This is a genomic window from Serratia montpellierensis, assembly GCF_020858655.1.
GTDB classification, from domain to species: Bacteria; Pseudomonadota; Gammaproteobacteria; order Enterobacterales; family Enterobacteriaceae; genus Serratia; species Serratia montpellierensis.
Genome location: NZ_VOSN01000001.1, coordinates 177,343 through 204,201, shown reverse-complemented (window position 1 = coordinate 204,201; position 26,859 = coordinate 177,343). Strand labels below are relative to the sequence as shown.

At 61.3% G+C, this 26,859-nt stretch carries 23 protein-coding genes; 16 read left to right on the top strand and 7 right to left on the bottom strand.

Annotated features, from left to right (window positions below; translation table 11 throughout):
- Positions 1–201: 201 nt before the first annotated feature.
- On the bottom strand, positions 202–654 hold the full coding sequence (locus FUU19_RS00925) for an N-acetyltransferase (protein ID WP_141973061.1): 453 nt from the start codon (positions 652–654) through the stop codon (positions 202–204).
- Positions 651–1,217: a DNA-3-methyladenine glycosylase I gene (locus tag FUU19_RS00920; protein WP_230489520.1), complete on the bottom strand. Its 567-nt coding sequence runs from the start codon at positions 1,215–1,217 to the stop codon at positions 651–653. Before FUU19_RS00920 ends, FUU19_RS00925 begins: the two co-directional genes overlap by 4 nt.
- Positions 1,218–1,413: 196 nt before the next feature.
- Here FUU19_RS00920 and FUU19_RS00915 point away from each other — a divergent pair, with 196 nt between their 5' ends.
- The 8 genes from FUU19_RS00915 (at position 1,414) to FUU19_RS00880 (ending at position 12,508) form a co-directional block, all read left to right on the top strand.
- Positions 1,414–3,402, top strand: coding sequence for an autotransporter outer membrane beta-barrel domain-containing protein (locus FUU19_RS00915; protein WP_230489519.1), 1,989 nt, complete (start codon positions 1,414–1,416; stop codon positions 3,400–3,402).
- A gap of 332 nt (positions 3,403–3,734) precedes the next feature.
- Entirely contained in the window at positions 3,735–3,914 is a 180-nt protein-coding gene (locus FUU19_RS00910; RefSeq protein ID WP_230489518.1) for a hypothetical protein, read from the top strand.
- 234 nt (positions 3,915–4,148) lie between these two features.
- On the top strand, positions 4,149–5,066 hold the full coding sequence (gene glyQ / locus FUU19_RS00905; protein WP_043140757.1) for a glycine--tRNA ligase subunit alpha: 918 nt from the start codon (positions 4,149–4,151) through the stop codon (positions 5,064–5,066).
- A 9-nt stretch (positions 5,067–5,075) separates the two neighbouring features.
- Positions 5,076–7,145 (top strand): glycine--tRNA ligase subunit beta, encoded by a 2,070-nt coding sequence (gene glyS / locus FUU19_RS00900; RefSeq protein WP_230489517.1) that lies wholly within the window; start codon positions 5,076–5,078, stop codon positions 7,143–7,145.
- Between the two features lie 333 nt (positions 7,146–7,478).
- Positions 7,479–8,198: a DUF3053 domain-containing protein gene (locus FUU19_RS00895; protein WP_025304780.1), complete on the top strand. Its 720-nt coding sequence runs from the start codon at positions 7,479–7,481 to the stop codon at positions 8,196–8,198.
- Positions 8,199–8,738: 540 nt separating this feature from the next.
- A complete protein-coding gene (locus tag FUU19_RS00890) occupies positions 8,739–10,658 on the top strand; it encodes a PTS mannitol transporter subunit IICBA (RefSeq protein ID WP_202670210.1) in 1,920 nt (639 codons plus the stop codon).
- Positions 10,659–10,716: 58 nt separating this feature from the next.
- Positions 10,717–11,862, top strand: coding sequence for a mannitol-1-phosphate 5-dehydrogenase (locus FUU19_RS00885; RefSeq protein WP_230489516.1), 1,146 nt, complete (start codon positions 10,717–10,719; stop codon positions 11,860–11,862).
- A gap of 94 nt (positions 11,863–11,956) precedes the next feature.
- Complete coding sequence (locus FUU19_RS00880; protein ID WP_016929575.1) at positions 11,957–12,508, top strand: MltR family transcriptional regulator; 552 nt, start codon at positions 11,957–11,959, stop codon at positions 12,506–12,508.
- Here FUU19_RS00880 and FUU19_RS00875 read toward each other — a convergent pair.
- Positions 12,505–13,113, bottom strand: a complete 609-nt coding sequence (locus FUU19_RS00875) for a LysE family translocator (RefSeq protein ID WP_038875972.1) — start codon at positions 13,111–13,113, stop codon at positions 12,505–12,507. The genes FUU19_RS00880 and FUU19_RS00875 overlap by 4 nt on opposite strands.
- Before the next feature lie 142 nt (positions 13,114–13,255).
- On the opposite strand from FUU19_RS00875, the gene FUU19_RS00870 reads away from it, so the two are divergent.
- Together FUU19_RS00870 and FUU19_RS00865 are read left to right on the top strand one after the other, a co-directional pair.
- Complete coding sequence (locus FUU19_RS00870; protein ID WP_049204677.1) at positions 13,256–14,722, top strand: aminotransferase-like domain-containing protein; 1,467 nt, start codon at positions 13,256–13,258, stop codon at positions 14,720–14,722.
- A gap of 73 nt (positions 14,723–14,795) precedes the next feature.
- The gene (locus FUU19_RS00865) at positions 14,796–15,158 is read left to right on the top strand and encodes a YibL family ribosome-associated protein (protein WP_025304785.1); all 363 of its coding nucleotides are present in this window, start codon (positions 14,796–14,798) and stop codon (positions 15,156–15,158) included.
- Between the two features lie 11 nt (positions 15,159–15,169).
- On the opposite strand, the gene FUU19_RS00860 is transcribed toward FUU19_RS00865, so the two are convergent.
- The 4 genes from FUU19_RS00860 to sodA form a co-directional block, all read right to left on the bottom strand.
- Complete coding sequence (locus FUU19_RS00860; protein ID WP_049209023.1) at positions 15,170–15,949, bottom strand: class I SAM-dependent methyltransferase; 780 nt, start codon at positions 15,947–15,949, stop codon at positions 15,170–15,172.
- 103 nt (positions 15,950–16,052) lie between these two features.
- Positions 16,053–16,724: a 6-hydroxyaminopurine reductase gene (gene yiiM / locus FUU19_RS00855; protein ID WP_197833978.1), complete on the bottom strand. Its 672-nt coding sequence runs from the start codon at positions 16,722–16,724 to the stop codon at positions 16,053–16,055.
- A 99-nt stretch (positions 16,725–16,823) separates the two neighbouring features.
- Entirely contained in the window at positions 16,824–18,752 is a 1,929-nt protein-coding gene (locus FUU19_RS00850) for a methyl-accepting chemotaxis protein (protein WP_230489515.1), read from the bottom strand.
- Positions 18,753–18,877: 125 nt separating this feature from the next.
- Entirely contained in the window at positions 18,878–19,498 is a 621-nt protein-coding gene (sodA, locus tag FUU19_RS00845; protein ID WP_004934003.1) for a superoxide dismutase [Mn], read from the bottom strand.
- A 417-nt stretch (positions 19,499–19,915) separates the two neighbouring features.
- Here sodA and fdnG point away from each other — a divergent pair, with 417 nt between their 5' ends.
- The 6 genes from fdnG (at position 19,916) to FUU19_RS00815 (ending at position 26,850) form a co-directional block, all read left to right on the top strand.
- Positions 19,916–22,963: a formate dehydrogenase-N subunit alpha gene (gene fdnG / locus FUU19_RS00840; protein ID WP_141971798.1), complete on the top strand. Its 3,048-nt coding sequence runs from the start codon at positions 19,916–19,918 to the stop codon at positions 22,961–22,963.
- A gap of 12 nt (positions 22,964–22,975) precedes the next feature.
- On the top strand, positions 22,976–23,878 hold the full coding sequence (fdxH, locus tag FUU19_RS00835) for a formate dehydrogenase subunit beta (protein ID WP_230489514.1): 903 nt from the start codon (positions 22,976–22,978) through the stop codon (positions 23,876–23,878).
- The gene (fdoI, locus tag FUU19_RS00830; RefSeq protein WP_004934017.1) at positions 23,875–24,510 is read left to right on the top strand and encodes a formate dehydrogenase cytochrome b556 subunit; all 636 of its coding nucleotides are present in this window, start codon (positions 23,875–23,877) and stop codon (positions 24,508–24,510) included. The genes fdxH and fdoI overlap by 4 nt, the downstream gene beginning before the upstream one ends.
- The gene (fdhE, locus tag FUU19_RS00825; RefSeq protein WP_025304790.1) at positions 24,510–25,439 is read left to right on the top strand and encodes a formate dehydrogenase accessory protein FdhE; all 930 of its coding nucleotides are present in this window, start codon (positions 24,510–24,512) and stop codon (positions 25,437–25,439) included. Before fdoI ends, fdhE begins: the two co-directional genes overlap by 1 nt.
- A gap of 114 nt (positions 25,440–25,553) precedes the next feature.
- Positions 25,554–26,204 (top strand): DcrB/PsbP domain-containing protein, encoded by a 651-nt coding sequence (locus FUU19_RS00820; RefSeq protein ID WP_194572000.1) that lies wholly within the window; start codon positions 25,554–25,556, stop codon positions 26,202–26,204.
- A gap of 40 nt (positions 26,205–26,244) precedes the next feature.
- Complete coding sequence (locus FUU19_RS00815) at positions 26,245–26,850, top strand: glutathione S-transferase (protein ID WP_141971792.1); 606 nt, start codon at positions 26,245–26,247, stop codon at positions 26,848–26,850.
- Positions 26,851–26,859 lie beyond the last annotated feature (9 nt).

Below are 26,859 nucleotides of genomic sequence, written 5' to 3'. Positions count from 1 at the left end.
GGGGGCGCAAAAAATAGGCGACGCAGGTGGGGCCCGCATCACCGCGCTACTATGACGCGTTGACTCGCCGGCAGTTCCGGAGAAAAACGTGACAAATGATGAGCGCGGGGAAGTGCTGGGGGGAGTTATGCGACAAAACGCCGGGTGACGCCATGCAGCGGATTCCTAATTGCGCGCCGCGAGGGTGCGAATGCCCCTTTTTTAACCGTAACCGTTTGAATTTTCGATTGCCGGCCAGTTCATGATCAGCGTATAGGCCTGGGTTTCATCATTGAACAGGCGCTGCGTTATCTGAAAGCCGTGCTTGTGGTAGAACGCGCAGGCGCGCAGGTTCTGTTGGTACACCTCCAGGCTGAGCCGGCGGTAGCGCTGCTGCACGTGCGTCATCAGCGCCTGGGCGACGCCGCGGCCGTGAAATGCCCGATCGACAAACAGCGCGCCGATGAACTGCTCGTCCAGCACGCTGATAAAGCCGACGATCTCGTCGTTATGCCAGCAGGCCCAGCTTTGCGCGCGCGGCAGGTAGTTCTCCCGCACCAGCGCGGCGCTCTCACGCCAGTATTTTTCCGCCACGAACGGATGGGCAGCGATGGTGCTGGGCAGCCACAGCGCCATCAGCCGTTCGATATCCTCCGGGCCACAGGGGTGGATCACCGTGGCTTTGGGTAGCACATGCACCCCGTGAGATGATCGTTCACCAGCCCGCTGGCCTGCATGAAGGCGTAACAGATAGTGGAGCCGATAAACTTGAAGCCGCGCTTTTTCAGCGCTTTGGACATGGCGTCGGACTGCTCGGTTTTGGCTGGCACCTGGCTCAGCGCCTGCCAGCGGTTGAGCTGTGGCCGGCCGCCGACGAAGTCCCAAATGAAGGTAACGAAATTCTCGCCGGCCGCCTCCATCGCCAGGTAGGCTTTGGCGTTGGTGATGATGGCTTCTATTTTGCCGCGGTGGCGGATGATGCCGCTGTCCTGCAGCAGGTTTTCCACGTCCTGCTCGGTCATGGCGGCGACCCGCTGCGGATCGAAATCGTGGAAAGCGCGACGGTAGTTCTCGCGCTTTTTCAGAACGGTGATCCAGGAAAGGCCGGCCTGTTGCCCCTCCAGGCACAGCATTTCAAACAGCTCGCGCGCGTCGGTGGTGGGCGCGCCCCATTCCTTGTCGTGATACTCGAGATACAACGGATCGGCCGTCACCCAACCGCAACGTTCGTCTGCCATCCTGACTGTCCTTATGCTGTGTTTATGAACAGTAATCATCGCTCGAAGCGCCGAACTTGGCAAGCCTCTGATTGTTTTGTCATCAGCCCGCTTGACGTGACGAAAAAGCCGACAATAGTTACTACATGGCCGGTGGAAAACCGGTCAACGATAAAAACGACATTGCCTTCATTTGCAGGCTCTCAGGAGTCGATTCATGCCTCTAAAAATAACGTGCATGCCCCGCCCGGCGGCGCTTGCAGTGGCGCTACTTTGCAGTGTGACCCTACCGGCTCAGGCGTACGATCAACTGTACGTCTTTGGCGACAGCCTGAGCGATACCGGCAACAACGGCCGGTTCACCTATGACGGCAACCAGCACTTGCTGTACGACGAAGCGTTGGCGCAACGCATCGGGGCGGCGCTGGTGGCTTCGGACAACGGCGGTGAAAACTACGCCGCCGGCGGTGCCGTGGCGGTGCCGGGCCTGAACCCGGTCGACAACACCCAGGATCAGGTGCAGCGCTACCTGAACCGGGTCAACGGCCAGGCCGACGGCGACGGGTTGTATATTCATTGGATCGGCGGCAACGATCTGGCGGCGGCGGCGCTAAATGCCGCTACCGCGCCCGGCGTGGCCTATAACAGCGCCGCGGCCGCCGCCGCGCAGGTGCATTCGCTGCTGAACGCCGGCGCCGGCACGGTGATCGTGCCAACGGTGCCGAACATCGGCTCCACGCCGCAGCTGATGGAATTGATCATTCAACAGGCGCTGTCGCCGGTGCAGGGGGCGGCGATCCAGGCGGCCTATGCCACGCTCAATTCGGTGGCGACGCCGGACAACGCGTCACGCACGCAGGCGATCCACGCGGCGTTGGCCGCCGCGGCGAAGCAGGGCAGCGCCATTCCGCAGGTGCAGCAGGCGATCGCCGCGCAGCTTATCGCGGCGTATGACAGCCTGAGCGCGCAGGCCGCCCAGCTGACCGATTTCTATAATCAAAGTGAAGACCGTCTGCTGGCGCAGGGCGGCGGCAATATCGTGCGGGTGGACGTCAACAAGCTGTTCGCCGAAGCGATCGCCAATCCGGCACAGTTCGGCTTCGCCAACACCGCCGGGATGGCCTGCCCGCCGGGCGTTTCCTCGGCGGTTTGCCGTTCCGATATGCCCGGCTTCGATGCCAGCCAATCCTATCTGTTCTCCGATCACTTCCACCCCAGCCCGCAGGCGCACCTGCTGATTGCGGATTATATCCAGGCGGTGTTGGATGGCCCTGCGCAGGTGGTGGCGCTGAATCAGGCGACGGCGGCGATGGCGCGCGACAGCCGCGCTACGCTCGACAGCCGCTTCCAGCAGCTGCGCAACGGCGACAACCCGCAGGGATCGCTGGGCGTGTTCGGCGGTTACGCCGGCCAGCACTACGACTATGCTGATAATCGGGTGGCGGGGGACGGCAACGCCACCACCCACAACCTGACCGTCGGGGTGGACTATCAGCTGACCGACAGCTGGTTGATCGGTGCGTTGATCGCCGGTTCCAACGACGATCAGCATCCTTCCAGCCGCTTTGATTACAAGGCGCGTGGGCTGCTGCTGTCGGCCTTCAGTTCGCTGGCGCTGTTCGAGCACGGTTGGGTCAACGCCGATCTGCACTATGCGACGATGGATTATGACGACATCCGCCGCAGCATGCGGCTGGGGCCGCTGACGCGTACCGAAACCGGTTCGACCACCGGCAAGCAGTGGGGCGCGCGCGTGACCGCCGGCTATGACTTCCCGATCGCCTCTTACCTGACCACCGGGCCGGTCGCGCAGTTCGCCTGGGATTACAGCCGCGTTTCCGGCTACGGTGAAGACGGCGATGACAGCACCGCCATGCGCTTCAACGATCAAACCTATCACTCGCAGATCGGCGCGCTGGGTTGGCGGCTGGATACGCAATTCGGCGTGTTTAACCCTTATGCGGAAGTGAGTTATCAGCATCAGTTCGGCGACGACGTCTACCGCGCCGGCGGTGGCCTGAAATCGACGCAAACCTCGTTCACCCGCGACAGTGCGGGCCAGGACAAAAACTGGGTGGATGTCACGCTGGGGGCCAACATGCCGTTGACGGACAGGGTATCGGCCTTCGCCACCGTTTCGCAAACCGGCGGGCTGAGCAGCGGCGAGCAGTTTATGTATAACGTCGGCGTCAGTGCGCGTTTTTGAATTGGCCATCGGCGCACTCAACGGCGCAGGATAAGCCATAAGGTCTGATAAGGGATTTAAGCGGAGGGCGGCCTGGGGGTGAATTATACGGGCCGCAATGACGTTGGCGGAAATACAAAAAAAAACTGATCCTATGAAAGGATCAGGTAGCCACTTGGCCAACACCAGGGAAAATTTTATTTATTATTGTATAACCAAAGATTAACTGTCAATTTGTTTCTGTAGCCCGTTTGCGCCGTATTTCATCCCTGACCTTCCCTCCATGCCCGGCGCCCCGGTCCGCCGCACGTTATCGCCTTATTTTTTGACGTTCATAAGAAATAATCTGGCACTTGATCACATTATCTCTCGGTAAGGGGAGTTTTTTAGTTGATAAAATTAACAAAAATAACATTGCCGCAACTTTATCTCGTGGCAAATATAAAGATACACGCGCGGAAATCAGCCTGAATTTGACCGGCGAGGGGAGAAATAGCGGTCAGTTAATTGCTTATTTAAACGGCGGTGAGTGATTTTTTTGTTAAGTAAGTCTAATGGGTGTGGCGGCGTCACGCTGTTTAGCCAGGCTCGTGGATGGTGAGGGGCCGGCCGGAGCGCCGTTTCTTCACGCCGCGGCCGACGTGTGAAAATCCAGCGCCTCTCGCCCCGATTCGCACTTGTTGCCGGATTCTGGCTGTATATCTTACGGTCAAAGGGTATACTGGCGCATTCCATCTAAATCCACTTGTATCGCGTGCGAATTCAACATGCAAAAGTTTGATACCAAGACCTTCCAGGGCCTGATCCTGACACTGCAGGATTATTGGGCGCGCCAGGGCTGCACCATCGTTCAACCATTGGACATGGAAGTCGGCGCGGGAACCTCACACCCGATGACGTGCCTGCGCGCACTGGGGCCGGAGCCGATGGCGACCGCCTATGTGCAGCCATCCCGTCGCCCGACCGACGGCCGCTACGGCGAAAACCCGAACCGTCTGCAGCACTACTACCAGTTCCAGGTGGTGATTAAGCCATCGCCGGACAACATTCAGGAACTCTACCTGGGCTCGCTGAAAGAGCTGGGTCTGGATCCGACCATCCACGACATTCGCTTCGTGGAAGACAACTGGGAAAACCCGACGCTCGGCGCCTGGGGCCTGGGTTGGGAAGTGTGGCTGAACGGCATGGAAGTGACGCAGTTCACCTACTTCCAGCAGGTCGGCGGCCTGGAGTGCAAGCCGGTAACCGGCGAGATCACCTACGGTCTGGAGCGTCTGGCGATGTACATCCAGGGCGTGGACAGCGTGTACGATCTGGTGTGGAGCAACGGCCCGCTGGGCGTTACCACCTACGGCGACGTGTTCCACCAGAACGAAGTGGAGCAGTCCACCTACAACTTCGAATACGCCGACGTCGACTTCCTGTTCTCCTGCTTCGAGCAGTACGAGAAAGAAGCCCAATCGCTGCTGGCGCTGGAAAAACCGCTGCCGCTGCCGGCCTACGAACGTATCCTGAAGGCGGGCCATACCTTCAACCTGCTGGACGCGCGCAAGGCGATTTCGGTGACCGAGCGTCAACGCTACATTCTGCGCATCCGCACGCTGACCAAAGCCGTTGCCGAAGCCTACTACGCTTCCCGCGAAGCGCTGGGCTTCCCGATGTGCAACAAGAAGAACGAGAACTAAGAGGCAGCCATGAATCAACAGACTTTCCTGGTGGAAATCGGCACGGAAGAGCTGCCGCCGAAGGCGCTTCGTTCCCTGGCGGAATCTTTCGCCGCCAACTTCACCGCCGAGCTGGACAACGCCGGCCTGGAACACGGTGACGTGAGCTGGTTCGCCGCACCGCGCCGCCTGGCGCTGAAAGTGGCCAACCTGAGCGCGGCACAGGCCGATCGCGAAATTGAAAAACGCGGCCCGGCGATCGCCCAGGCGTTCGACGCCGAAGGTAAACCGAGCAAAGCGGCCGAAGGCTGGGCGCGCGGCTGCGGTATCACCGTCGATCAGGCTGAACGCCTGGTGACCGACAAGGGCGAGTGGTTGATGTACCGCGCCCACGTCAAAGGCCAGTCGGCGCAACAACTGCTGGCCGGCATGGTCAGCACCGCGCTCGGCAAGCTGCCGATCCCGAAACTGATGCGTTGGGGCGACTCCGACGTGCAGTTCGTGCGTCCGGTACATACCGTCACGATGCTGCTGGGCGCCGATCTGATCCCAGGCACCGTGCTGGGCATCGACTCTGCGCGCACCGTGCGCGGCCACCGCTTCATGGGCGAAGCCGAGTTCACCCTCGACAATGCCGACCAATACCCGCAGATCCTGCTGGAGCGCGGCAAAGTGGTTGCCGACTACGAAGCGCGTAAAGCCCTCATCAAACGCGATGCCGAACTGGCGGCGCAGAAGATTGGCGGCAAGGCCGAACTGAGTGAAAGCCTGCTGGAAGAAGTGGCTTCGCTGGTGGAATGGCCGGTGGTGCTGACCGCCAAATTCGAAGAGAAATTCCTGGCGGTGCCGGCGGAAGCGCTGGTGTACACCATGAAGGGCGACCAGAAGTATTTCCCGGTGTACGACGCCGCGGGCAAACTGCTGCCGAACTTTATCTTCGTGGCCAACATCGAGTCGAAAGACCCGCAGCAGATCATCTCCGGTAACGAGAAGGTGGTGCGTCCGCGTCTGGCCGACGCCGAGTTCTTCTTCAACACCGACCGCAAGAAGCGTCTGGAAGACAACCTGCCGCGCCTGGAAACCGTGTTGTTCCAACAGCAGCTGGGCACCCTGCGCGACAAGACCGACCGCATTCAGGCGCTGGCGGGCTGGGTTGCCGGCCAGATCGGCGCCGACGTCAACCACGCTACTCGTGCGGGCCTGCTGTCGAAGTGCGACCTGATGACCAACATGGTGTTCGAATTCACCGACACCCAGGGCGTGATGGGCATGCACTATGCGCGCCACGACGGTGAGGCGGAAGACGTCGCCGTTGCGCTGAACGAGCAGTATCAGCCGCGCTACGCCGGCGATGCGCTGCCGCAGTCGCTGGTGGCCTGTTCCCTGGCGATCGCCGACAAGATGGACACCCTGGCCGGCATCTTCGGCATCGGTCAGCATCCGAAGGGCGATAAAGACCCGTTTGCGCTGCGCCGAGCCGCGCTGGGCGTGCTGCGCATCATCGTCGAGAAAAACCTGCCGCTGGATCTGCAGACCCTGACCGAAGAGGCCGTGCGCCTGTACGGCAGCAAGCTGACCAACGCCAAGGTGGTCGACGAGGTGGTGGAATTCATGCTGGGCCGCTTCCGCGCCTGGTATCAGGAAGAAGGCCACGCGGTCGATACCATTCAGGCGGTGCTGGCGCGCCGTCCGACCAAGCCGGCCGACTTCGACGCGCGCGTCAAGGCGGTATCCCACTTCCGTACGCTGGAAGCGGCGGCGGCGCTGGCTGCGGCCAACAAACGCGTCTCCAACATTCTGGCCAAGTCTACCGAAACGCTGAACGACAGCGTGCGCGCCTCGGTGCTGAAGGACGCGGCGGAGATCCAGCTGGCGACTCACCTGGTGGTGCTGCGCGACAAACTGCAGCCGTACTTCGCGGCGGGCAACTACCAGGAAGCGCTGGTGGAACTGGCCGCGCTGCGTGAGCCGGTGGATGCGTTCTTCGACAACGTGATGGTAATGGCGGACGATGCGGAAGTGCGCGTAAACCGCCTGACGCTGCTGAGCAAGCTGCGCGAACTGTTCCTGCAGGTGGCGGATATCTCCGTGCTGCAGTAAGCGATTCTCTGCTGTGAAAAGGCGCCTGCGGGCGCCTTTTTTTATTTCCGTTTCCTGGGTGCGAAGGCAAGGTCGCCTGGCGACTTGGGGGGCGACTTGGGGGGCGACTTGGGGGGGCGACTTGGGGAAATTGAAGCGTCCGGTCGCCGACGGCAATGAACCTCAGTGCGTTTTGCGCACGATTTTCAACCGCATCCGGCCGGGGCAATGCTCATCGCAAACGGAATCGCGTATCGGAACGCCGCCAGTTGATCTATTCTTATAGGCGCACGGAGTGCGCAAAAAGGGGCGGAGTCCAATGAAAAAGCAGGTTTATAACAGGAGTTATGTCACATGGCGGTAGGGATCCAGAGCAGAGGTTTCGCGCGTTGGTTGGCACCGGTATTGGCATTGTTGGTGGTCATGCAATTGACCGCCTGCGGCGATAAAGAGCCGGAACAGCGCAAAGCATTTATCGATTACTTACAGAATACCGTGATGCGCAGCGGGGCGAATATCCCCACGTTGAGCGAAGATCAGAAGCAGAAGTTCGGCAACTATGCCGGCGATTACGCGATTTTGGTCGGTTTTTCGCAGCAGTTGTCCAAATCGGTCGGCGCCAGCCTGACCCCGGCGCTGGATCAGATTAACCAGATCCGCACCGCGCAGGACTACCTGAACAAACGCGACGCGCTGCAGCAATCGGTCGGGGCGTTGAACCTGCTGGGCCAGCAGATCCAGTCTGCCAAATCGCAGGCGGATACTGCCCACGCGGCGCTGAAACAGCCTGACGATCTGAAGGCGGTGTACAACCAGGCCTATGACAAAATCGTCACCGCACCGGCCAACGCCTTGATGCCGGCGATCCCGACCACCGCCAGCTTTGTGCAGGATCTGGTGCAGGTCGGCGATTTCCTACAGAGCCAGGGTAATCAGGTCAGCTTCAACAACAACGGTGTGCAGTTCCGCACCGCGCAGCAGGTGGCGCAGTACAACACCATGATGTCGAATCTGGTGGCCAAACAGCAGAACCTGATGAATGCGCAGAAGACCATTCAAAGCGTGACGCAATAACGCGTCCACGCGCGAAACAGGCCGGCAATGCCGGCCTGTTTTATTTCCCCTCAGCGTTTCCAATAGCTTGCTGGTTTATTGCGCAGGCTTCTGTACTACACTTCAATTAATCCATTCATTCGGCAATGTAGTTTTCTTTCATTCATCACTTCGCTAGTTCCCGGCGGGATGAGTGCTCTCAGGGAAGATCAAACAGAGCGTCGCGATAGGGCGCTGCAGCTAAAAATAAATTGTGATGTTTATCACAATTTAAAAACAAACCATCAGGTTTAAAGTGTGACGAATATCACTTTATTGTGTGTTTTGAGGCGGTTTTTTTCTCACTGTGCTTTTTTTACACGCCATAAATGTGATCTTCGTCACTATAAAGGGTGGCTTGTTGGGGTGTTATGTGTGATTTGTATCACAAAAAATCCGTGAAGTTCGCGTGACAAAAACAGCGTGATAGAGTCCGTTTCGCATACAGCGGCAACACGGCTGGATCGTCACAACAATAATCACGCGCTCTATTGTCAGCGCGTAACAATAGGGGTGTGTTTTATGTTTTCACCAGACATCAAGGTTAAAGTGCAAAACTTTGGCCGCTTCCTGAGCAACATGGTGATGCCCAACATCGGCGCCTTTATCGCCTGGGGGATTATCACCGCACTATTCATTCCAACCGGCTGGCTGCCGAATGAAACCTTAGCCAAGCTGGTCGGCCCGATGATCACCTACCTGCTGCCGCTGCTGATCGGTTATACCGGCGGGCGGCTGGTGGGCGGCGATCGCGGCGGCGTCGTGGGCGCCATTACCACCATGGGCGTCATCGTCGGCGCCGACATGCCGATGTTCCTCGGCGCGATGATCGCCGGCCCGCTGGGCGGCTGGGCTATCAAGCATTTCGACCGCTGGGTGGACGGCAAGATCAAAAGCGGTTTTGAAATGCTGGTGAACAACTTCTCCGCCGGCATTATCGGCATGCTGCTGGCTATCCTGGCCTTCCTGGGCATCGGGCCGCTGGTGGAGGTGCTCTCCAAGCTGCTGGCGGCGGGCGTGCACGTCATGGTGACGAACAACCTGCTGCCATTGGCGTCCATCTTCGTTGAACCGGCGAAAATCCTGTTCCTGAACAACGCCATCAACCACGGCATCTTCTCGCCGCTGGGTATCCAGCAGGCCACGGAAGCCGGTAAGTCGGTATTCTTCCTGATTGAAGCCAACCCAGGTCCGGGCATGGGCGTGCTGATGGCCTACATGTTCTTCGGCCGCGGCAGCGCCAAGCAATCCGCCGGCGGTGCGGCGATCATTCACTTCCTGGGCGGCATCCACGAAATCTATTTCCCTTACGTGCTGATGAATCCACGCCTGCTGCTTGCGGTGATCTTGGGCGGCATGACCGGCGTCTTCACCCTGACGATGCTGAACGGCGGCCTGGTTTCTCCGGCTTCCCCGGGCTCGATCCTGGCGGTGCTGGCGATGACGCCGAAAGGCGCCTACTTCGCCAACATTGCGGCGGTGTGCGCAGCCTTTGCCGTCTCCTTCGTGGTGTCCGCTTTCCTGCTGAAAACCTCCAAGGTGAAAGAGGATGACGATCTGGAAGCCGCAACCCGTCGCATGCAAGAGATGAAATCGCAGTCCAAAGGCGGCGCCGCGGCGTCGGCATCGGTCGACGGCGATCTGAGCACCGTGCGCAAAATCATCGTCGCCTGCGATGCGGGCATGGGTTCCAGCGCGATGGGCGCCGGGGTGCTGCGCAAGAAAGTGGCCGACGCCGGGCTGAAGAACATCTCGGTGACCAACAGCGCCATCAACAGCCTGCCGGACGATGTGGATCTGGTGATCACGCACCGCGATCTGACCGAACGCGCGATGCGCCACGCGCCGCAGGCCCAGCACATCTCGCTGACCAACTTCCTCGACAGCAAGCTGTACAGCGATCTGGTCGACCGTTTGGTGGCGGTCAACAAAACCACCGACAACCAGCAGAAGGTGCTGGGCGCGCTGGACGACAGCTTCGAAGCCGGGGAACCGAACCTGTTCAAGCTGAGCGAGAGCAACGTGTTCCTCAACCTGCAGGCCAGCGACAAAGAGCAGGCGATCCGCTTCGCCGGCGAGCAGCTGGTGAAAGGCGGCTATGTCGAGGCGGAATACGTGCCGGCGATGCTGGAGCGCGAAAAGCTCACTTCCACCTACCTGGGCGAGTCGATCGCCGTGCCGCACGGCACCATCGAGGCCAAAGACCGGGTGCTGCGCACCGGCGTGGTGTTCTGCCAGTACCCGCAGGGCGTGCGCTTCGGCGATGAAGAGGATGAAGTGGCGCGCCTGGTGATCGGCATCGCCGCGCGCAACAACGAGCATATTCAGGTGATCACCAGCCTGACCAACGCGCTGGATGACGAGAGCGTGATCGAGCGGCTGGCGAATACCACCAGCGTGCAGGAAGTGCTGGACCTGCTCGGCGGCAAAAAAGCCGGATAACAGAATCATTTTAAAGGGTGCAGCTTGCTGCACCCTTCGACATTAAGAAGGTAGGGTTATGAAAGCATTACATTTTGGCGCAGGGAACATCGGCCGCGGTTTTATCGGCAAGCTGCTGGCGGACGCCGGGGTTGAACTGACCTTCGCCGACGTCAATCAAACGGTGCTGGATCTGCTGAACAGCCGTAAAAGCTACGCGGTGCACGTGGTGGGTGAGCAAGAACGCGTGGAGAGCGTCAACAACGTCAGCGCCGTCAACAGCGGCAGTGAGGCTGCGGTGGCGCTGATCGCCGAAGCGGATCTGGTGACCACCGCCGTTGGCCCGCAAATTCTCGCCAAAATCGCCGGCACGATCGCCAAAGGGCTGGTGCTGCGCCATCAGCAGGGCAATGTGCAACCGCTGAACATCATCGCCTGCGAGAACATGGTGCGCGGCACCAGCCAGCTGAAGCAGCATGTGTTCGCCGCGCTGCCGCAGGACGAACAGGCATGGGTTGAGCAGCACGTCGGCTTCGTCGATTCGGCGGTCGACCGCATCGTGCCGCCGGCGGACAGCAACGACCCGTTGGAAGTGACGGTGGAAACCTTCAGCGAATGGATCGTCGATCAGACCCAGTTCAAAGGCCAGCCTCCGGCGATCGCCGGTATGGAGCTGACCGACAACCTGATGGCGTTCGTCGAACGCAAGCTGTTCACCCTCAACACCGGTCACGCCATCACCGCCTACCTCGGCCAACAGGCCGGGCTGCAAACCATTCGCGACGCCATTCTCGACCCGGCGATCCGCCGCGTGGTGAAAGGGGCGATGGAAGAGAGCGGCGCGGTGCTGATCAAGCGCTACGGCTTCGACGCCGACAAGCACGCCGCCTACATCAACAAAATCCTCGGCCGCTTCGAAAACCCGTATCTGCACGACGACGTCGAGCGCGTGGGCCGCCAGCCGCTGCGCAAACTGAGCGCCGGCGATCGCCTGATCAAACCGCTGCTGGGTACGCTGGAATACGGCCTGCCGCACGCCAACCTGATCCAGGGCATCGCCGCCGCCATGAGCTACCGCAGCGAACAGGATCCGCAGGCGCTGGAGCTGGCGGAACTGCTGAACACGCTCGGGCCGAAAGCCGCGCTGGCGCAAATTTCCGGCCTGCCGGCGGAAAGCGAGGTTGTAGAAGAGGCCGTTGCTGTGTATAACGCCATGCACAAGTAGAATCGTGATGATGAACACCCGAGCGCAGCTTGCTGCGCTCCTGCAACCCGAGTTCGGCATCGACGGCCCTCCCCACGCCTTTCGAAAAGCGACGATGGAAGAAGCACAGGCATTTGAAAACCAGGTTCTGGAAAAGCTGAACGCGGGCAAAACGGTGCGCAGCTTCCTGATCGCAGCGGTAGAGCTGCTGGCGGAAGCGCTCAACGTGCTGGTGGTGCAGGTATTCCGCAAGGACGATTACGCGGTGAAATATGCCGTCGAACCGCTATTGTCCGGCAGCGGCCCGCTCGGGGAGCTGTCGGTGCGCCTGAAGCTGATGTACGGGCTGGGGGTGATCTCCCGCCACGAATATGAAGACGCCGAACTGCTGATGGCGATGCGCGAAGAGCTGAACCACGACGGCTCGGAATACCGTTTCGTCGACGACGAAATCCTCGGGCCGTTCGGCGAGCTGCACTGCGTGGCCGCGCTGCCGCCGGTGCCGACTTTCCTGCAGCCGGGCGAAGCGGATGAAGCGCTGATCGCCATGCAGCGCCAGCGCTATCAGCAGATGGTGCGCTCCACCATGGTACTGTCCATTACCGATCTGATCGCCGGCATCGGCGCCAAACAACCTTCCCGGCTCTCTCCTCTCGGCCGCGGCTAAGCAAAGGCCGCGCGCCACTCGTCGAACAACAACCACAGCGCGGTGGCGGCCATTAGGCCGGACATCACGCCGTTGAAGGCGCGCAGTTTCCAGGTGACCCGCAGCGCGTTGCGCAACCGGTCGCCCAGCACCGCCCACAGCAGCACGCAGGGCAGGTTCAGCAGCGCGAAACCGGCGATGACCGACAGCGTATGGACGAAGGTGGCGCCTTCGCGTGGGGTGAACAGGATCGCCACGTTGATCACCATCAGCCAGGCCTTGGGGTTGACCGCCTGAAACAGTGCGCCGTTGAGCAGGCTCATCGGCTGCGCCTGCTCTTTGGCGTCCGGCGAGGCCGCCTGAAACAGCTTCCATGACAGCCACAGCAGATAGGCACAGCCGATCACCGCCAGCGGGAGGCGGATGACGCCGGCCCAGCTCAGCGCCAGCGCCAGCAGCGGGATAATGATCGCCAGCTGCACCGCACAGCCGACGCAGATGCCAAGCAGCATCGGCAGGGTGCGGCGCAGGCCAAAGTTGACGCCCGACGAGGCCAGCAGCAGATTATTGGGGCCGGGGGTGATCGACATGACGGTGACGTAGCTGACAAAGGCGGAGTCCAGCATGGCAGGTTCCTTGAAAATGACGGTGATAACGAGAGGATCAGCATAATCGCTGCAATGGGATGGTGACAGAACCACAAATCGGATATTGTCATGGTTACAGTTGTGCAAAATGTAAACTGTACCCATTGCCTGGAGAGAAACTGTGACCCTGCTCGATGAAACCCCGGATACCCGCTACCTGCAGCTGGCGGACACATTGGCCGAGGCCATTCGCCGCGGCACGCTGCTGCCCGGTGACCGCTTGCCTTCGGTGCGGCGCTGTGCGCAAACGCATCGCGTCAGCATCAATACCGTGGTGTCGGCTTACCGCACGCTGGAGGATCGCGGGCTGATCGAAGCGCGACCGCAGTCGGGGTTTTATGTCCGCAGCACGCTGCCGGCGCTGAAGATGGCCTCGGCGCCCAGCGGGCGCATCGAACCGCCGGCGGACGACGTGCTGGCGCTGATCGATACGGTATTCGCCGCCCAGCAGAATCCGGCCTTCACTAACATTGCGCTGGCTTGCCCGCAGACCAGCGACTTCTATCCCGGCGGCAAGCTGGGGCGTATGTTGTCTTCTCAGCTGCGCCGCCAGCCGGATCTGATCGGGCAGTATCCGTTGCCGCCCGGCAGCCTGCGGCTGCGCCAGCAGATCGCCCGCCGCTCGATGACGCTGGGCATGCTGCTGGAGCCGGGCGACGTGGTGCTGACCCATGGCTGCATGGAGGCGCTGCAGCTGGCGCTGCGCGTCACCACCAAACCGGGTGACTGCGTCGGGCTGGAGTCGCCAACCTATTTCTATCTGCTGCCGCTGCTGGCCAGCCTGGGGCTGAAAGCGCTGGAAATCCCCACCGATCCGCAGCTGGGGCTGTCGCTGGACGCACTGGAACTGCTATTGAACGAGAAGCGGCTGAACGCGGTGATCGCCATGCCGACGGTGCAAAACCCGCTGGGCTGCACCATGCCGCTGGCGGCGAAAAAGCGGCTGGCGCGGCTGATGAACGATCATCAGGTGCCGTTGATTGAAGACGGGCTGTATGCCGAGATCCAGTTCGGCGGCGCGCTGTCGCCGGCGGTGAAGGCGTTCGATCGCGACGGCTGGGTGCTGTTTTGCTCCAGCTTTACCAAAACGCTGGCGCCGGATTTTCGCGTCGGCTGGATCTGCGGCGGCCGTTTCCACGAGGCGTTGCGCAAGCTGAAGGCGGTATCGTCGATGTCCGAATCGCAACTGCTGTCGGAAACGCTGGCGACCTTCCTCGAGAGCGGCGGCTACGATCACCATTTGCGCAACCTGCGCAAGCGCTATGCGGCCCAGGTCGACGAGGCGCGGGCGCTGATCGCCCGGCATTTCCCGCGCGGCACGCTGGCCACGCAGCCGGCGGGCGGCTTCGTGTTTTGGGTTGAATTTCCCCCCGGCGTGGACAGCGTGGCGCTGTTCCATCAGCTGCTGGAGGAGCAGATTTGTTTGACGCCGGGCACCCTGTATTCGCCCAGCGGGCGTTACCGCAACGCGCTGCGGCTCTCCTGCTGCTACCCATTCAACGCGCGCTACACCCAGGCGTTGGCCCGGCTCGGCGCCAGGGCCTGCGAGATGAGCGGCCTGCCGCCCGGCATTGCGCAGGACGGGTAACGGCGCGCGCCTTTTGCTACAATGCCGGTATCATTGATTAGCGTGCCATTTTGGGCACAACGGGCCAGAGACCATGAAAGAGAAAGAAAAGGCAGAGATCAAGCGCCTGAGCGACCTGCTGGACGCCTTGAACCACAAAGACGCGACCGTGATCCAACAGGGCAACCCTGAGTTGATCGCGCAGCACACCAAAGAAAAAGAGAAACTGGCGACGGAGATCGAGCGCCTGAAAGACGTGCGTGGCGAGAAGCTGAGCGCCGAAGCGCAGAAGCTGAGCAAGCTGCCGTTCAGCCGCGAGATCACCAAGAAAGAGCAGGCCGATATGGGTGCGCTGAAGAAAAGCGCGCGCGGGCTGATCGTGGTGCACCCAATGACCGCGCTGGGCCGCGAGATGGGCCTGAAAGCGGTCACCGGTTACGCCAAGAAAGCCTTCTGAACCCCCGGGCGTCAGACCTTGGTGGTGAAATACGCCTTGGTCTGATAGGGCACGGTTACCGTGTCCTGGCCCTGTAACTCCTCTTCTTCCGCCACCAGTTGGCGCAACCGATCGATAACCTGCTCCTGTTGCGGCTGCGGCAGTGCGGCGATAAAGCTGGTTGAACGCACCCGGTTGTAGATCACGTCCTCCACCGCGCCGCGGTGGCCCAGCATAAACACCTGCTCCTGCAGCGGTTCAAAGCCTTTGAACGGGAAGAATTTGCGCCATTCGCCGGTATAGAAACGCGGCGCATCGCCTTCGTGGCTATCGACGATCTGATTCAGTTTACGCACCCAACCGACGCGCGCATCGCGCATGTTCCACACCAGACCGAGTTTGCCGCCGGGCTTGAGAATACGCAGGATTTCCGCCAGCGCCTGCGGCGTGGCGAACCAGTGGAAGGACTGGGCGCACACCACGGCATCGACCGACTCGTCCGGTAGCGGGATCGCGTCGGCGGTGCCCGCCAGCGTTTTCACCTGCGGCAGCGCCGCCGACAGTTTTTCCAGCATCTGCGGCACCGGTTCGACGGCGATCACCTGCGCGCCGGTTTCCAGCAGGCGCGGAGTGAACTTGCCGGTACCGGCACCGAGATCGATGACCGTCATGCCGGCGTGCAGGCCGATAGACTCACGCAGCCAGGCGGCGATTTCCGGCGGGTAATCCGGCCGGCCTTTTACATAGCGATCGGCGTTGGCCTGATAGCCCTCGGCGGCGGCATGATGAATCGAATGGGTCGGGGTGGTCATATACCTGGCTCCTGGCTGAAAAAACACGCGGCTACAGTATAGGCGGAAGAAGAGGGTTAACGCGGCATTCGGCGCACGTTTTTCATCTTTTCCGCCCGCGATTTCAACGGCCGAGCAGGCGGCGGTTGAAGTCCTCGAGGCGCCCTTCGGCGAGCCGCGTGAGCATGGTCTTGCTCCAGCTGGCGGAGAGGCCGGCGACCGCCAACAGGCGGCGATATTGTTCCGCGTCGAACGGCATATGCCAGGCGATGGCGATGGCTTCGGCGACCGACACGTCGCTGCTGCGCGCCGCCAGCTCCAGCGGACGATCGCCGCTGACCGCACCCGGCGAGACCACCCGATACAGCCAGCCGCAGCGGCCGCTTTGCTGCATCAGCACCGAAATATCCTCGATGGCGAAGTGGTAGTTGAGCTTGAAGCACGGCGAGCGCGGCTGGGTGACCTGGATCAGCGCTTCGCCCCAGCGGAAGATGTCGCCCATAAACACATTGTGTTCGGTCAGTCCTTCGGTGGAGATATTCTCGCCGAAGGCCGGGGCGCAAAACTGCTCGGCCTGCGCCGGAAACTGTTCGCGCCAGTGGGCATAATGTTCGCGCGGGTAGTGGCACAGCGCGCGATCCGGCCCGCCGTGGTAGCTTTTCTCGGCTTGCTCGTCGCCTTCCAGGCCGAGCGGCGTGAGCCGGATGGCGCCATCCACCTGGCGTTTGGCGATGGCGCTGGGGCGCCCGCCTTCATAGGGTTGAATATTGCCGATGTAAACGTCTGGGTGATGCATGTGCGCCTCCGTGTCTCGCGTCGAGGGCTCAGCATAGCCTGAGTTGTGCCGGGGGGACATAACAACCCGCCCGAAAGTCATCGGGCGGGCGGCGGGGCGTCAGAAGGTGGTCCAGTTCTCTTCCGCGGCGGCGTTGGCGGCCGCGGGTTTTACCGCCGGCGCTTTCGGCGCGGCGGCTTTCACGGCGGTGGGTTCGGTCTGCTCCGCCAAACGGAACACCGAGACGCTCTGCAGCAGCATATCGGCCTGTTCTTCCAGCGAATCGGCGGCGGCGGCGGACTCTTCCACCAGCGCGGCGTTCTGCTGGGTGGTGTGGTCCATTTCGACGATCGCCTGGCCAATCTGGGCGATGCCGCGCGTCTGCTCATCGGAGGCGGCGGCGATCTCGGCCATGATGTCGCGCACGTGGGTGACCGAACGGACGATCTGTTCCATGGTGTTGCCGGTGCTTTCCACCAGTTCGGTGCCGGTTTTCACCCGGCTGACCGACTCGGCGATCAGCCCTTCGATCTCCTTGGCCGCCTGGGCGCTGCGGCTCGCCAGGCTGCGCACTTCGCTGGCGACCACCGAGAAGCCGCGTCCCTGTTCGCCGGCGCGCGCCGCTTCCACCGCGGCGTTGAGCGCCAGGATGTTGGTCTGGAAGGCAATGCCGTTGATCAGGGTGGTAATTTCGGCGATACGCTGCGAACTGCTGGAAATATCGCGCATGGTGCTGACCACGTTTTCCACCAGCTTGCCGCCCTGCTGCGCGGTCTGCGAAGCGTCGGTGGCCAGCTGATTGGCGTGATGGGCGTTGTCGGCGTTCTGTTTCACCGTGGCGGTCAGCTGTTCCATGCTGGCCGCGGTTTCTTCGACCGCCGCCGCCTGCTGTTCGGTGCGGGAGGAGAGATCGGTGTTGCCGGCGGCGATTTCCGCAGAGGCGGTGGAGACCTGGCTGACTCCCATCTGAATCTTCTCAATCATGGTGCGCAGGTTTTGGCTCATCGCCGCCACCGCGTTCAGCAGTTGCCCCAGCTCGTCGCGGCGGGTGCTGGTCTGTGCCTGGCGCAGGTCGCCGCTGGCGATGCGTTCCGCCATGGCCAGCGTGCTGTGCAGCGGACGGGTGATCTGCAGCGTGATGCGCCAGGCGATAAGCACCCCGGCGATGATGGCGATCAGCGTGGTGATGCCCATTTGCAGCTGCGCCAGATTGATGTTGTTGCGCGTCTGCACCAGCTCGTCCTGCATAAAGGCGTTGACCAGCGTGCCGATCGCTTGCGCGCGTTCGCCGAGCTGCCGGCTGATCTGTTGTTCGTGCTCATAGGCCGGCAGGTAGGCCGCGATGCGGTTTTTGTAATCGTCCAGCGCGGCCAGCAGCGGTTGCAGCTGCGGGCGTTGCGCGTCGCTGACCCGGCGGCTCAGGGCATTGGCCGCGTCACGCGCATCGTCAATGGCCGCCATCAGCGGCGCTTCGGTTTCCTTGTTCAGGCTCAGCAGCAGGCCGCGCGCGCCGTAGCGCACCTGGGTCAGCTTCTGGTTCAGCTGAATGAAGGCCAGCTGCAGATCGCCGTTGGTCAGCTGGCGCTCCACCTGGCTCAGGCTGGCTTGCACTTCCGACATGTTCCAGCTTTGGCGCACCGCGTCTTTCGCCGTGACCGCCTGCTCAAAGACTTTTTGCTGCTGCTGATATTCTCCGATCAGCGTCACCAGGCGCTGCAGATCCTTGCGGCTTTGGGCATCCCAGTCCAGCGCTTGCCCCTGGTCTATCAGTTTGACGGCGTTTTCAATATTGGCGCGGTTGTTCTGCAGATACTCCGGCTGGTAGGTCTGGCCGTACATGGCGCGGTTGTATTTGGCCTGGTTGATCTCCTCGTTCAGCCGGTTGCTGAAGTCGATGCGATCGGCGCGGGATTCGATGATATGCAGATATTGCGCCCCGGTGCCGGCGATGACGACCGCCAACAGCAGCAACAGCGCGAAGCCGAGACCGAGCTTTTTACCTACGGTGAGATGAGTGAACTTTCCTGCCAATGCTTGCAATGCCGCCATAGCGTTTTTCCTTCTCCGGGCGAACGTCAATTGAACAAACCATCGGCAAGAAGTGGTCAAACTTTAGCGGATTTCAGGCAAAAAAATACCCGCCGGTGGCGGGCATCTTCATCAACGGGGGCGAATTACTTCTTCGCGGCGAAGCGTGCGGCGGCTTCGTCCCAGTTGACCACGTTCCAGAACGCCTTGATGTAGTCAGGGCGTTTGTTCTGGTATTTCAGGTAGTAAGCGTGTTCCCACACGTCCAGGCCGATGATTGGGAAACCGGAAGCGCCGGCGACGGCTTCGCCCATCAGCGGGCTGTCCTGGTTAGCGGTAGACACCACGGCCAGTTTGCCGTCTTTCAGCACCAGCCAGGCCCAACCGGAACCGAAGCGGGTGGCTGCGGCTTTCTCGAACTCTTCCTGGAATTTCTCAACGCTGCCGAAATCGCGCTCGATGGCCGCTTTCAGATCGCCGCCCAGCGTGGTGCCGGTTTTCAGGTTTTTCCAGAAGAAGCTGTGGTTGGCGTGGCCGCCGGCGTTGTTGCGCATGAAGGTGCGTTTGTCGGCAGGCACTTTATCCAGATCCTGGATCAGCTCTTCAACGCTGTATTTGGCCAGCTCAGGGTAGGCTTCCAGCACGGTGTTGGCGTTGTTGACGTAGGTCTGGTGGTGTTTGGTGTGATGGATTTCCATCGTCTGCTTGTCGAAATGCGGTTCCAGTGCGTCGTAAGCGTACGGCAGGGATGGCAGTGAATAACTCATAATCATCATCTCCAGTGGTGTATGGGCGGCGCAAAGGGCGAGCACCGCGTAAGCAGTCGGATCATTATAGTTAATTAAATGATATTGAAAATGATTATCAATGCCCTGTGAAGTGTGTGGTTAATGTACAAATCGATGCGCTAACATACTGATAGAAGAGGGCGGCGGGTGGCCGCGTCAAGCCATCGCCCCGGCACGTTGGTTACTCTCTATACTGTAGGGAGCGCCAAGGTCGAAATGTATCGAAATGTGCCAATGCGTTCACTGAATGAGCACGAGTGTGTAACAACCACAAGCACGCTGTGGTAATATGGCCGGCGTTCGTAGCAAGCATAACAACAGTGACATTCGCGTTTGCCGCGCTAGCGGGGCAGGCGCATTTGAACAATGTGACAATCGAGAGTAAAGGAGACCCCCATGCAGGTCAGCAGAAGGCAGTTCTTTAAGATCTGCGCTGGCGGTATGGCAGGAACGACGGTGGCCGCGCTGGGCTTTGCCCCCGAAGTGGCGTTGGCGGAAACCCGGCAGTACAAACTGCTGCGCGCCCGTGAGACCCGTAATACCTGTACGTATTGTTCCGTCGGCTGTGGGCTGTTGATGTACAGCCTTGGTGATGGCGCCAAGAACGCCAAAGAAAGCATTTTCCATATCGAAGGGGATCCGGATCACCCGGTAAACCGCGGCGCGCTTTGCCCGAAAGGCGCCGGCCTGGTTGACTTCATCCACAGCGAAAGCCGCCTCAAGTACCCGGAATACCGGGCACCGGGGTCGGACAAATGGCAACGCATCAGCTGGGACGACGCCTTTACCCGCATCGCCAAGCTGGTGAAAGAAGACCGCGATGCCAACTTCATCAAAACCAACGACCAGGGCGTTACCGTCAACCGTTGGCTGACCACCGGCATGCTGTGCGCCTCGGCCGCCAGCAACGAAACCGGTTTTCTGTCGCAAAAATTTAGTCGCGCTCTCGGCATGCTTGCCGTAGACAACCAGGCGCGTGTCTGACACGGACCAACGGTAGCAAGTCTTGCTCCAACATTTGGTCGCGGTGCGATGACCAACCACTGGGTTGATATCAAGAACGCGAATTTGATTATCGTCATGGGCGGTAATGCGGCGGAAGCGCATCCGGTGGGGTTCCGCTGGGCGATGGAAGCCAAAATACACAACAATGCCAAGCTGATCGTGATCGATCCGCGCTTTACCCGAACCGCATCGGTGGCGGACTTCTACACGCCGATCCGCTCCGGGACCGACATCGCTTTCCTGTCGGGCGTGTTGCTGTATCTGATGACCAACAACAAGTTTAACCGCGAGTACGTCGAGGCCTACACCAACGCCAGCCTGCTGGTGCGGGAAGACTTTGCCTTCGAAGACGGCTTGTTCAGCGGCTACGACGCGGAAAACCGCAAGTACGACAAAACCACCTGGAACTACCAGTTCGACGAGAACGGCTTCGCCAAGCGCGACGTCACGCTGCAGGATCCGCGCTGCGTGTGGAACATGCTGAAGCAGCACGTGAGCCGCTACACGCCTGACGTGGTGACCAACATCTGCGGCACGCCGAAGGACGATTTCCTCAAGGTGTGCGAATACATCGCCGAAACCTGCGTCGCGGATAAAACCGCTTCGTTCCTGTACGCCCTGGGCTGGACTCAGCACTCGGTCGGCGCGCAGAACATCCGTACCATGGCGATGATCCAGCTGCTGCTCGGCAACATGGGCATGGCGGGCGGCGGCGTCAACGCGCTGCGCGGCCACTCCAACATCCAGGGTCTGACCGATCTCGGCCTGCTGTCGCAGAGCCTGCCGGGCTACATGACGCTGCCGTCGGAGAAACAGACCGATCTCGACACCTACCTGAAGGCCAACACGCCGAAGGCGCTGCTGCCGGGCCAGGTGAACTACTGGGGCAACTACCCAAAATTCTTCGTCAGCATGATGAAGACCTTCTACGGCGACAAGGCGCAGAAGGACAACAGCTGGGGCTTTGACTGGTTGCCGAAGTGGGACAAAGGCTACGACGTGCTGCAGTACTTCGAGATGATGGCGCAGGGCAAGGTCAACGGCTACTTCTGCCAGGGCTTTAACCCGGTGGCGTCGTTCCCGAACAAAAACAAGGTAGTGGCTTCGCTGTCCAAGCTGAAGTTCCTGGTGACCATCGATCCGTTGAACACCGAGACCTCCAACTTCTGGCAGAACCACGGCGAGTTCAACGAGGTGGATCCTTCGCAGATCCAGACCGAAGTGTTCCGCCTGCCGTCCACCTGCTTCGCCGAAGAGAACGGTTCGATCGTCAACTCCGGCCGCTGGCTGCAGTGGCACTGGAAAGGCGCGGACGCCCCGGGCGAAGCGCTGAACGACGGCGAGATCCTGGCGGGCATCTTCAGCCGCCTGCGCGAGATGTATGCGCGCGACGGCGGTGCGGTGCCTGAACAGGTGCTGAACATGACCTGGGACTACCTGACGCCGGACAACCCGGCGCCGGAAGAGGTGGCGCAGGAGAACAACGGCAAGGCGCTGGCGGATCTGCTGGATGCCGACGGCAAAGTGCTGGTGAAAAAAGGCGAGCTGCTCAGCTCGTTTGCGCAGCTGCGCGACGACGGCACCACCGCCAGCGGTTGCTGGATCTTCGCCGGCAGCTGGACGCCGGCCGGCAACCAGATGGCGCGGCGCGACAACGCCGATCCGTCCGGCCTCGGCAATACGCTGGGCTGGGCCTGGGCATGGCCGCTCAACCGCCGCATTCTGTACAACCGCGCCTCGGCGGACCCGCAGGGGAAACCGTGGGATCCGAAACGCCAACTGCTGGAGTGGGACGGCGCCAAGTGGGTCGGGGCCGATATCCCGGACTACAGCACCGCCGCGCCGGGCAGCGACGTCGGGCCGTTCATCATGCAGCCGGAAGGCATGGGCCGCCTGTTTGCCACCGACAAGATGGCGGAAGGGCCGTTCCCTGAACACTACGAGCCGTTCGAAACGCCGCTCGGCACCAACCCGCTGCACCCGAACGTGGTGTCCAACCCGGCGGCGCGCGTGTTCAAGGACGATCTGGCGGCGATGGGCAAATCCGACAAGTTCCCGTACGTCGGCACCACCTATCGTCTGACCGAGCACTTCCACTACTGGACCAAGCACGCGCGGCTGAACGCCATCGCGCAGCCGGAGCAGTTCGTGGAGATCGGCGAAAAGCTGGCGGAGAAGAAGGGCATCAAGCAGGGCGATACCGTGAAGGTCAGCTCCAACCGCGGCTACATCAAGGCCAAGGCGGTGGTGACCAAGCGTATTCGCACGCTGCAGGTGCACGGCCAGGAAGTCGACACCATCGGCATCCCGATCCACTGGGGTTACGAAGGGGTGGCGAAGAAAGGCTTTATCGCCAACACGCTGACGCCGTTCGTCGGCGACGCCAATACGCAAACGCCGGAGTTCAAGGCGTTCCTGGTCAACGTGGAAAAGGTGTAACGGAGACGAATCATGGCCATGCAATCTCAAGACATCATTCGTAAATCCGCCACCAATGGTTTCACGCCGGCGCCGCGCGCCCGTGACCACCAGGAAGAAGTGGCCAAACTGATCGATGTCACCACCTGTATCGGCTGCAAGGCCTGTCAGGTGGCCTGTTCCGAATGGAACGACATCCGCGACGAGGTGGGGCACAACGTCGGGGTGTACGATAACCCCGCCGATCTGACCGCCAAGTCGTGGACGGTGATGCGCTTCTCCGAGGTGGAGGAAAACGGCAAGCTGGAATGGCTGATCCGCAAGGATGGCTGCATGCACTGCGCCGATCCGGGCTGCCTGAAGGCCTGCCCGTCGGAAGGCGCGATCATTCAGTACGCCAACGGCATCGTCGACTTCCAGTCCGAGCACTGCATCGGCTGCGGCTACTGCATCGCCGGCTGCCCGTTCGACGTACCGCGCATGAACAAGGACGACAACCGGGTGTACAAGTGCACCCTGTGCGTCGACCGCGTGGACGTCGGCCAGGAACCGGCCTGCGTGAAAACCTGCCCGACCGGCGCCATTCACTTCGGCACCAAGGACGCGATGAAGCAGGTGGCGGCGGATCGCGTCAGCGAGCTGAACACCCGCGGCTACCAGAACGCCGGTCTGTACGATCCGGCAGGGGTGGGCGGCACGCACGTGATGTACGTGTTGCACCACGCCGACAAACCGCAGCTGTACCACGGTTTGCCGGACAACCCGAGCATCAGCCCGGCGGTGACCTTCTGGAAGGGCGTGTGGAAACCCCTGGCGGCCATCGGTTTTGCCGCCACCTTCGCGGCCAGCGTGTTCCACTATGTCGGCGTCGGGCCTAACCGCGTCGACGATGAGGACGAGCACGACGAGTCGCATGACGAGGAGACGCGCAAATGAGAAAGGAAAAGCCCATTCAGCGTTACAGCGCACCGGAGCGCATCAACCACTGGATCGTGGCGTTTTGCTTCGTGTTCGCCGCCATCAGCGGGCTGGGGTTCTTCTTCCCCTCCTTCAACTGGCTGATGAACATCTTCGGGACGCCGCAGCTGGCGCGCATTCTGCACCCGTTTGTCGGGGTGATCATGTTTGCCGCGTTCCTGCTGATGTTCCTGCGCTATTGGAAGCATAACCTGATCAACCGGGAAGATATCGTCTGGGCCAAGAACATCCACAAAATCGCCATGAACGAGGAAGTGGGTGACACCGGGCGCTATAATTTCGGCCAGAAGTGCGTGTTCTGGGCGGCGATTATCAGCCTGGTGCTGCTGCTGGCCAGCGGCGTGGTGATCTGGCGGCCGTATTTTGCGCCGTCGTTCTCCATCCCGCTGATCCGCATCGCGCTGCTGGTGCATTCGCTGGCCGCGGTCGGCCTGATTATCGTGATTATGGTGCACATTTACGCCGCATTGTGGGTAAAAGGCACCATTACCGCGATGGTGGAAGGCTGGGTGCCGGCGGCCTGGGCCAAGAAACATCATCCGCGCTGGTACCGTGAGGTCCGCGAGAAACGACAGGAAGATAAACCCTGATGAGTATCCGCATCGTTCCTAAAGAGCAGTTAGGGGCACAGCGTGAGAAGTCCACAACGGCGGAGAACATCCCGCCGTTACTTTTCGCCAACCTGAAAAGCCTGTACAGCCGCCGCGCCGATCGTCTGCGTCAGCTGGCGGTCGACAATCCGCTGGGCGACTACCTGAACTTCGCCGCTGAGCTGGCACAGGCGCAGCAGCATGCGCTGCACGATAACCCGCTGGCGCTCGATCTGAGCGAAGCGTTGGCGCAGGGCGCCGCCAGCGGCAAACCGCCGCTCGATCTGAGCGTGTTCCCGCGCAGCGAGCACTGGCGCAAGCTGCTGACGTCGCTGATCGCCGAGCTGCGCCCGCAGGCGCCGGAGCATATCCTGGCGGTGCTGGACAACCTGGAGAAAGCCTCGGCGCACGAGCTGGAGCTGATGGCCGACGCCTTGCTCAACCGCGAGTTTGGCAAGGTGGGCAGCGAGAAGGCGCCGTTCCTCTGGGCCGCGCTGTCGCTCTATTGGGCGCAGATGGCCAGCCTGATCCCCGGCAAGGCGCGCGCCGAATACGGCGAGCAGCGCCAGTTCTGCCCGGTGTGCGGCAGCATCCCGGTCTCCAGCATGGTGCACATCGGCACCGTCAACGGCCTGCGCTACCTGCACTGCAACCTGTGCGAAAGCGAATGGCACGTGGTGCGGGTGAAGTGCAGCAACTGCGAGCAGACCCGCGATCTCAACTACTGGTCGCTGGACAGCGAGCAGGCGGCGGTGAAGGCGGAGAGCTGCGGCGACTGCGGCACTTACCTGAAGATCCTCTATCAGGAAAAAGACCCGCAGGTCGAAGCGGTGGCCGACGATCTGGCTTCGCTGGTGCTTGACGCCCGCATGGAAGAGGAAGGCTTCGGCCGCAGCAGCATCAATCCGTTCCTGTTCCCGGCGGAGTAATCGCCCGGCCCCGTTCGCGCGGGGCCGGACCAGCAATTTCAGAACGGGCTTCTGGCATTCGCCCGGTCGAGTTGCTACGTTTAGGCCATGACGCGCCAAGCGAAAGGAACCATGATGTTAAACACCCTGGCAAAACTGACCGCGGTCGCCGTGCTGGCGATGGGGCTGGCGGCCTGCGACAACAAAGACGACACCAAACCGGCGGTGCCGCCACCGGACACCAAGCCGACCGTGACGCAGCCCGCGCCACCGCCGCCGCCTGCGCCGGTAGAAACCCCACCCGCGCCGCCGGGGCTGAACGTGTCGCTGCAGAAGGGCAAAATCACTTTCGAGCTGCCGCCGGGCTTTAGCGATCAGACGCTGAACAGCGGCATCATCAACGACAGCACCTCCACCATTCAGCGCTTCCTCGACGGCAAGTCGCGCCAGAGCGCGGTTTCGTCCGAGGTGATCCCGCCGGACGACATGAAGCTCAACACCAGCGACAAAATGCTGAAAGAGCTGGCGCAGAGCGCCATCACGGTGCTGGCCGAACGCTATCAGAATATCCAGACCACCAAAGAAGAGAACTTCACCGTCGGCAAACAGAAGTTTCGCCGGGTGGATACCGAGCAGACCGTCAACGGGCAAAAAGTGGTGTCCACGCTGGTGCTGACGGTGTTCAACAAGCGGGTGGTGACGCTGCAAATGCTGTCGCCGGCCAAAACGCCGGAAGTGCACCAGGCGCTGGTGCAGCGGATTATCGATACCCTGGCGGTGAAGTAAGGGCGTCGCGCCGCGGCCAGGACGAAGCGGAGGAGAACGGATGAAGCTTATCGGCAGTTACACCAGTCCCTTTGTGCGCAAAATTTCCGTGATGCTGCTGGAGAAGGGGATCGCGTTCGAATTCGTCAACGATCCGCCGTACGAGCCCGGCAGCCGGGTGAAGGAGCTGAACCCGCTCGCCAAGGTGCCGGTGCTGATCGCCGATGACGGCGAGGTGTTTTACGACTCACCGATCGTAGCCGAATACCTTGAGCTGCTGGCGGTAGAGCCGGCGTTTTTGCCGGCCGATCGCGCCGCCGCGCTGCGCGTCCGCCAGGTGGCGGCGCTGGCGGACGGTGTGACCGAAGCGGCGGCGACCCTGTTCCGCGAAAGCCGGCGCGCGCCGGAAAAACAGGACGAAAACTGGATGCTGCGCCAGCGTGACAAGCTGACGCAGGGGTTGGATGCGCTGGAGGCGCTGGCGCGGGAAAAAACGTGGATCAATGGCGAGCGGCTGACGCTGGCGGATATCGCTACCGGCTGCGCGCTGGGCTACCTCAATTTTCGCCGCATCCTGCCCAACTGGTGCGTCGAGCGCCCGGCGCTGGTCAAGCTGGCCGAACGCCTGTTCGCCCGCGAAAGCTTCGCCCGCACTGCGCCGCCCTAAACTTCCTTT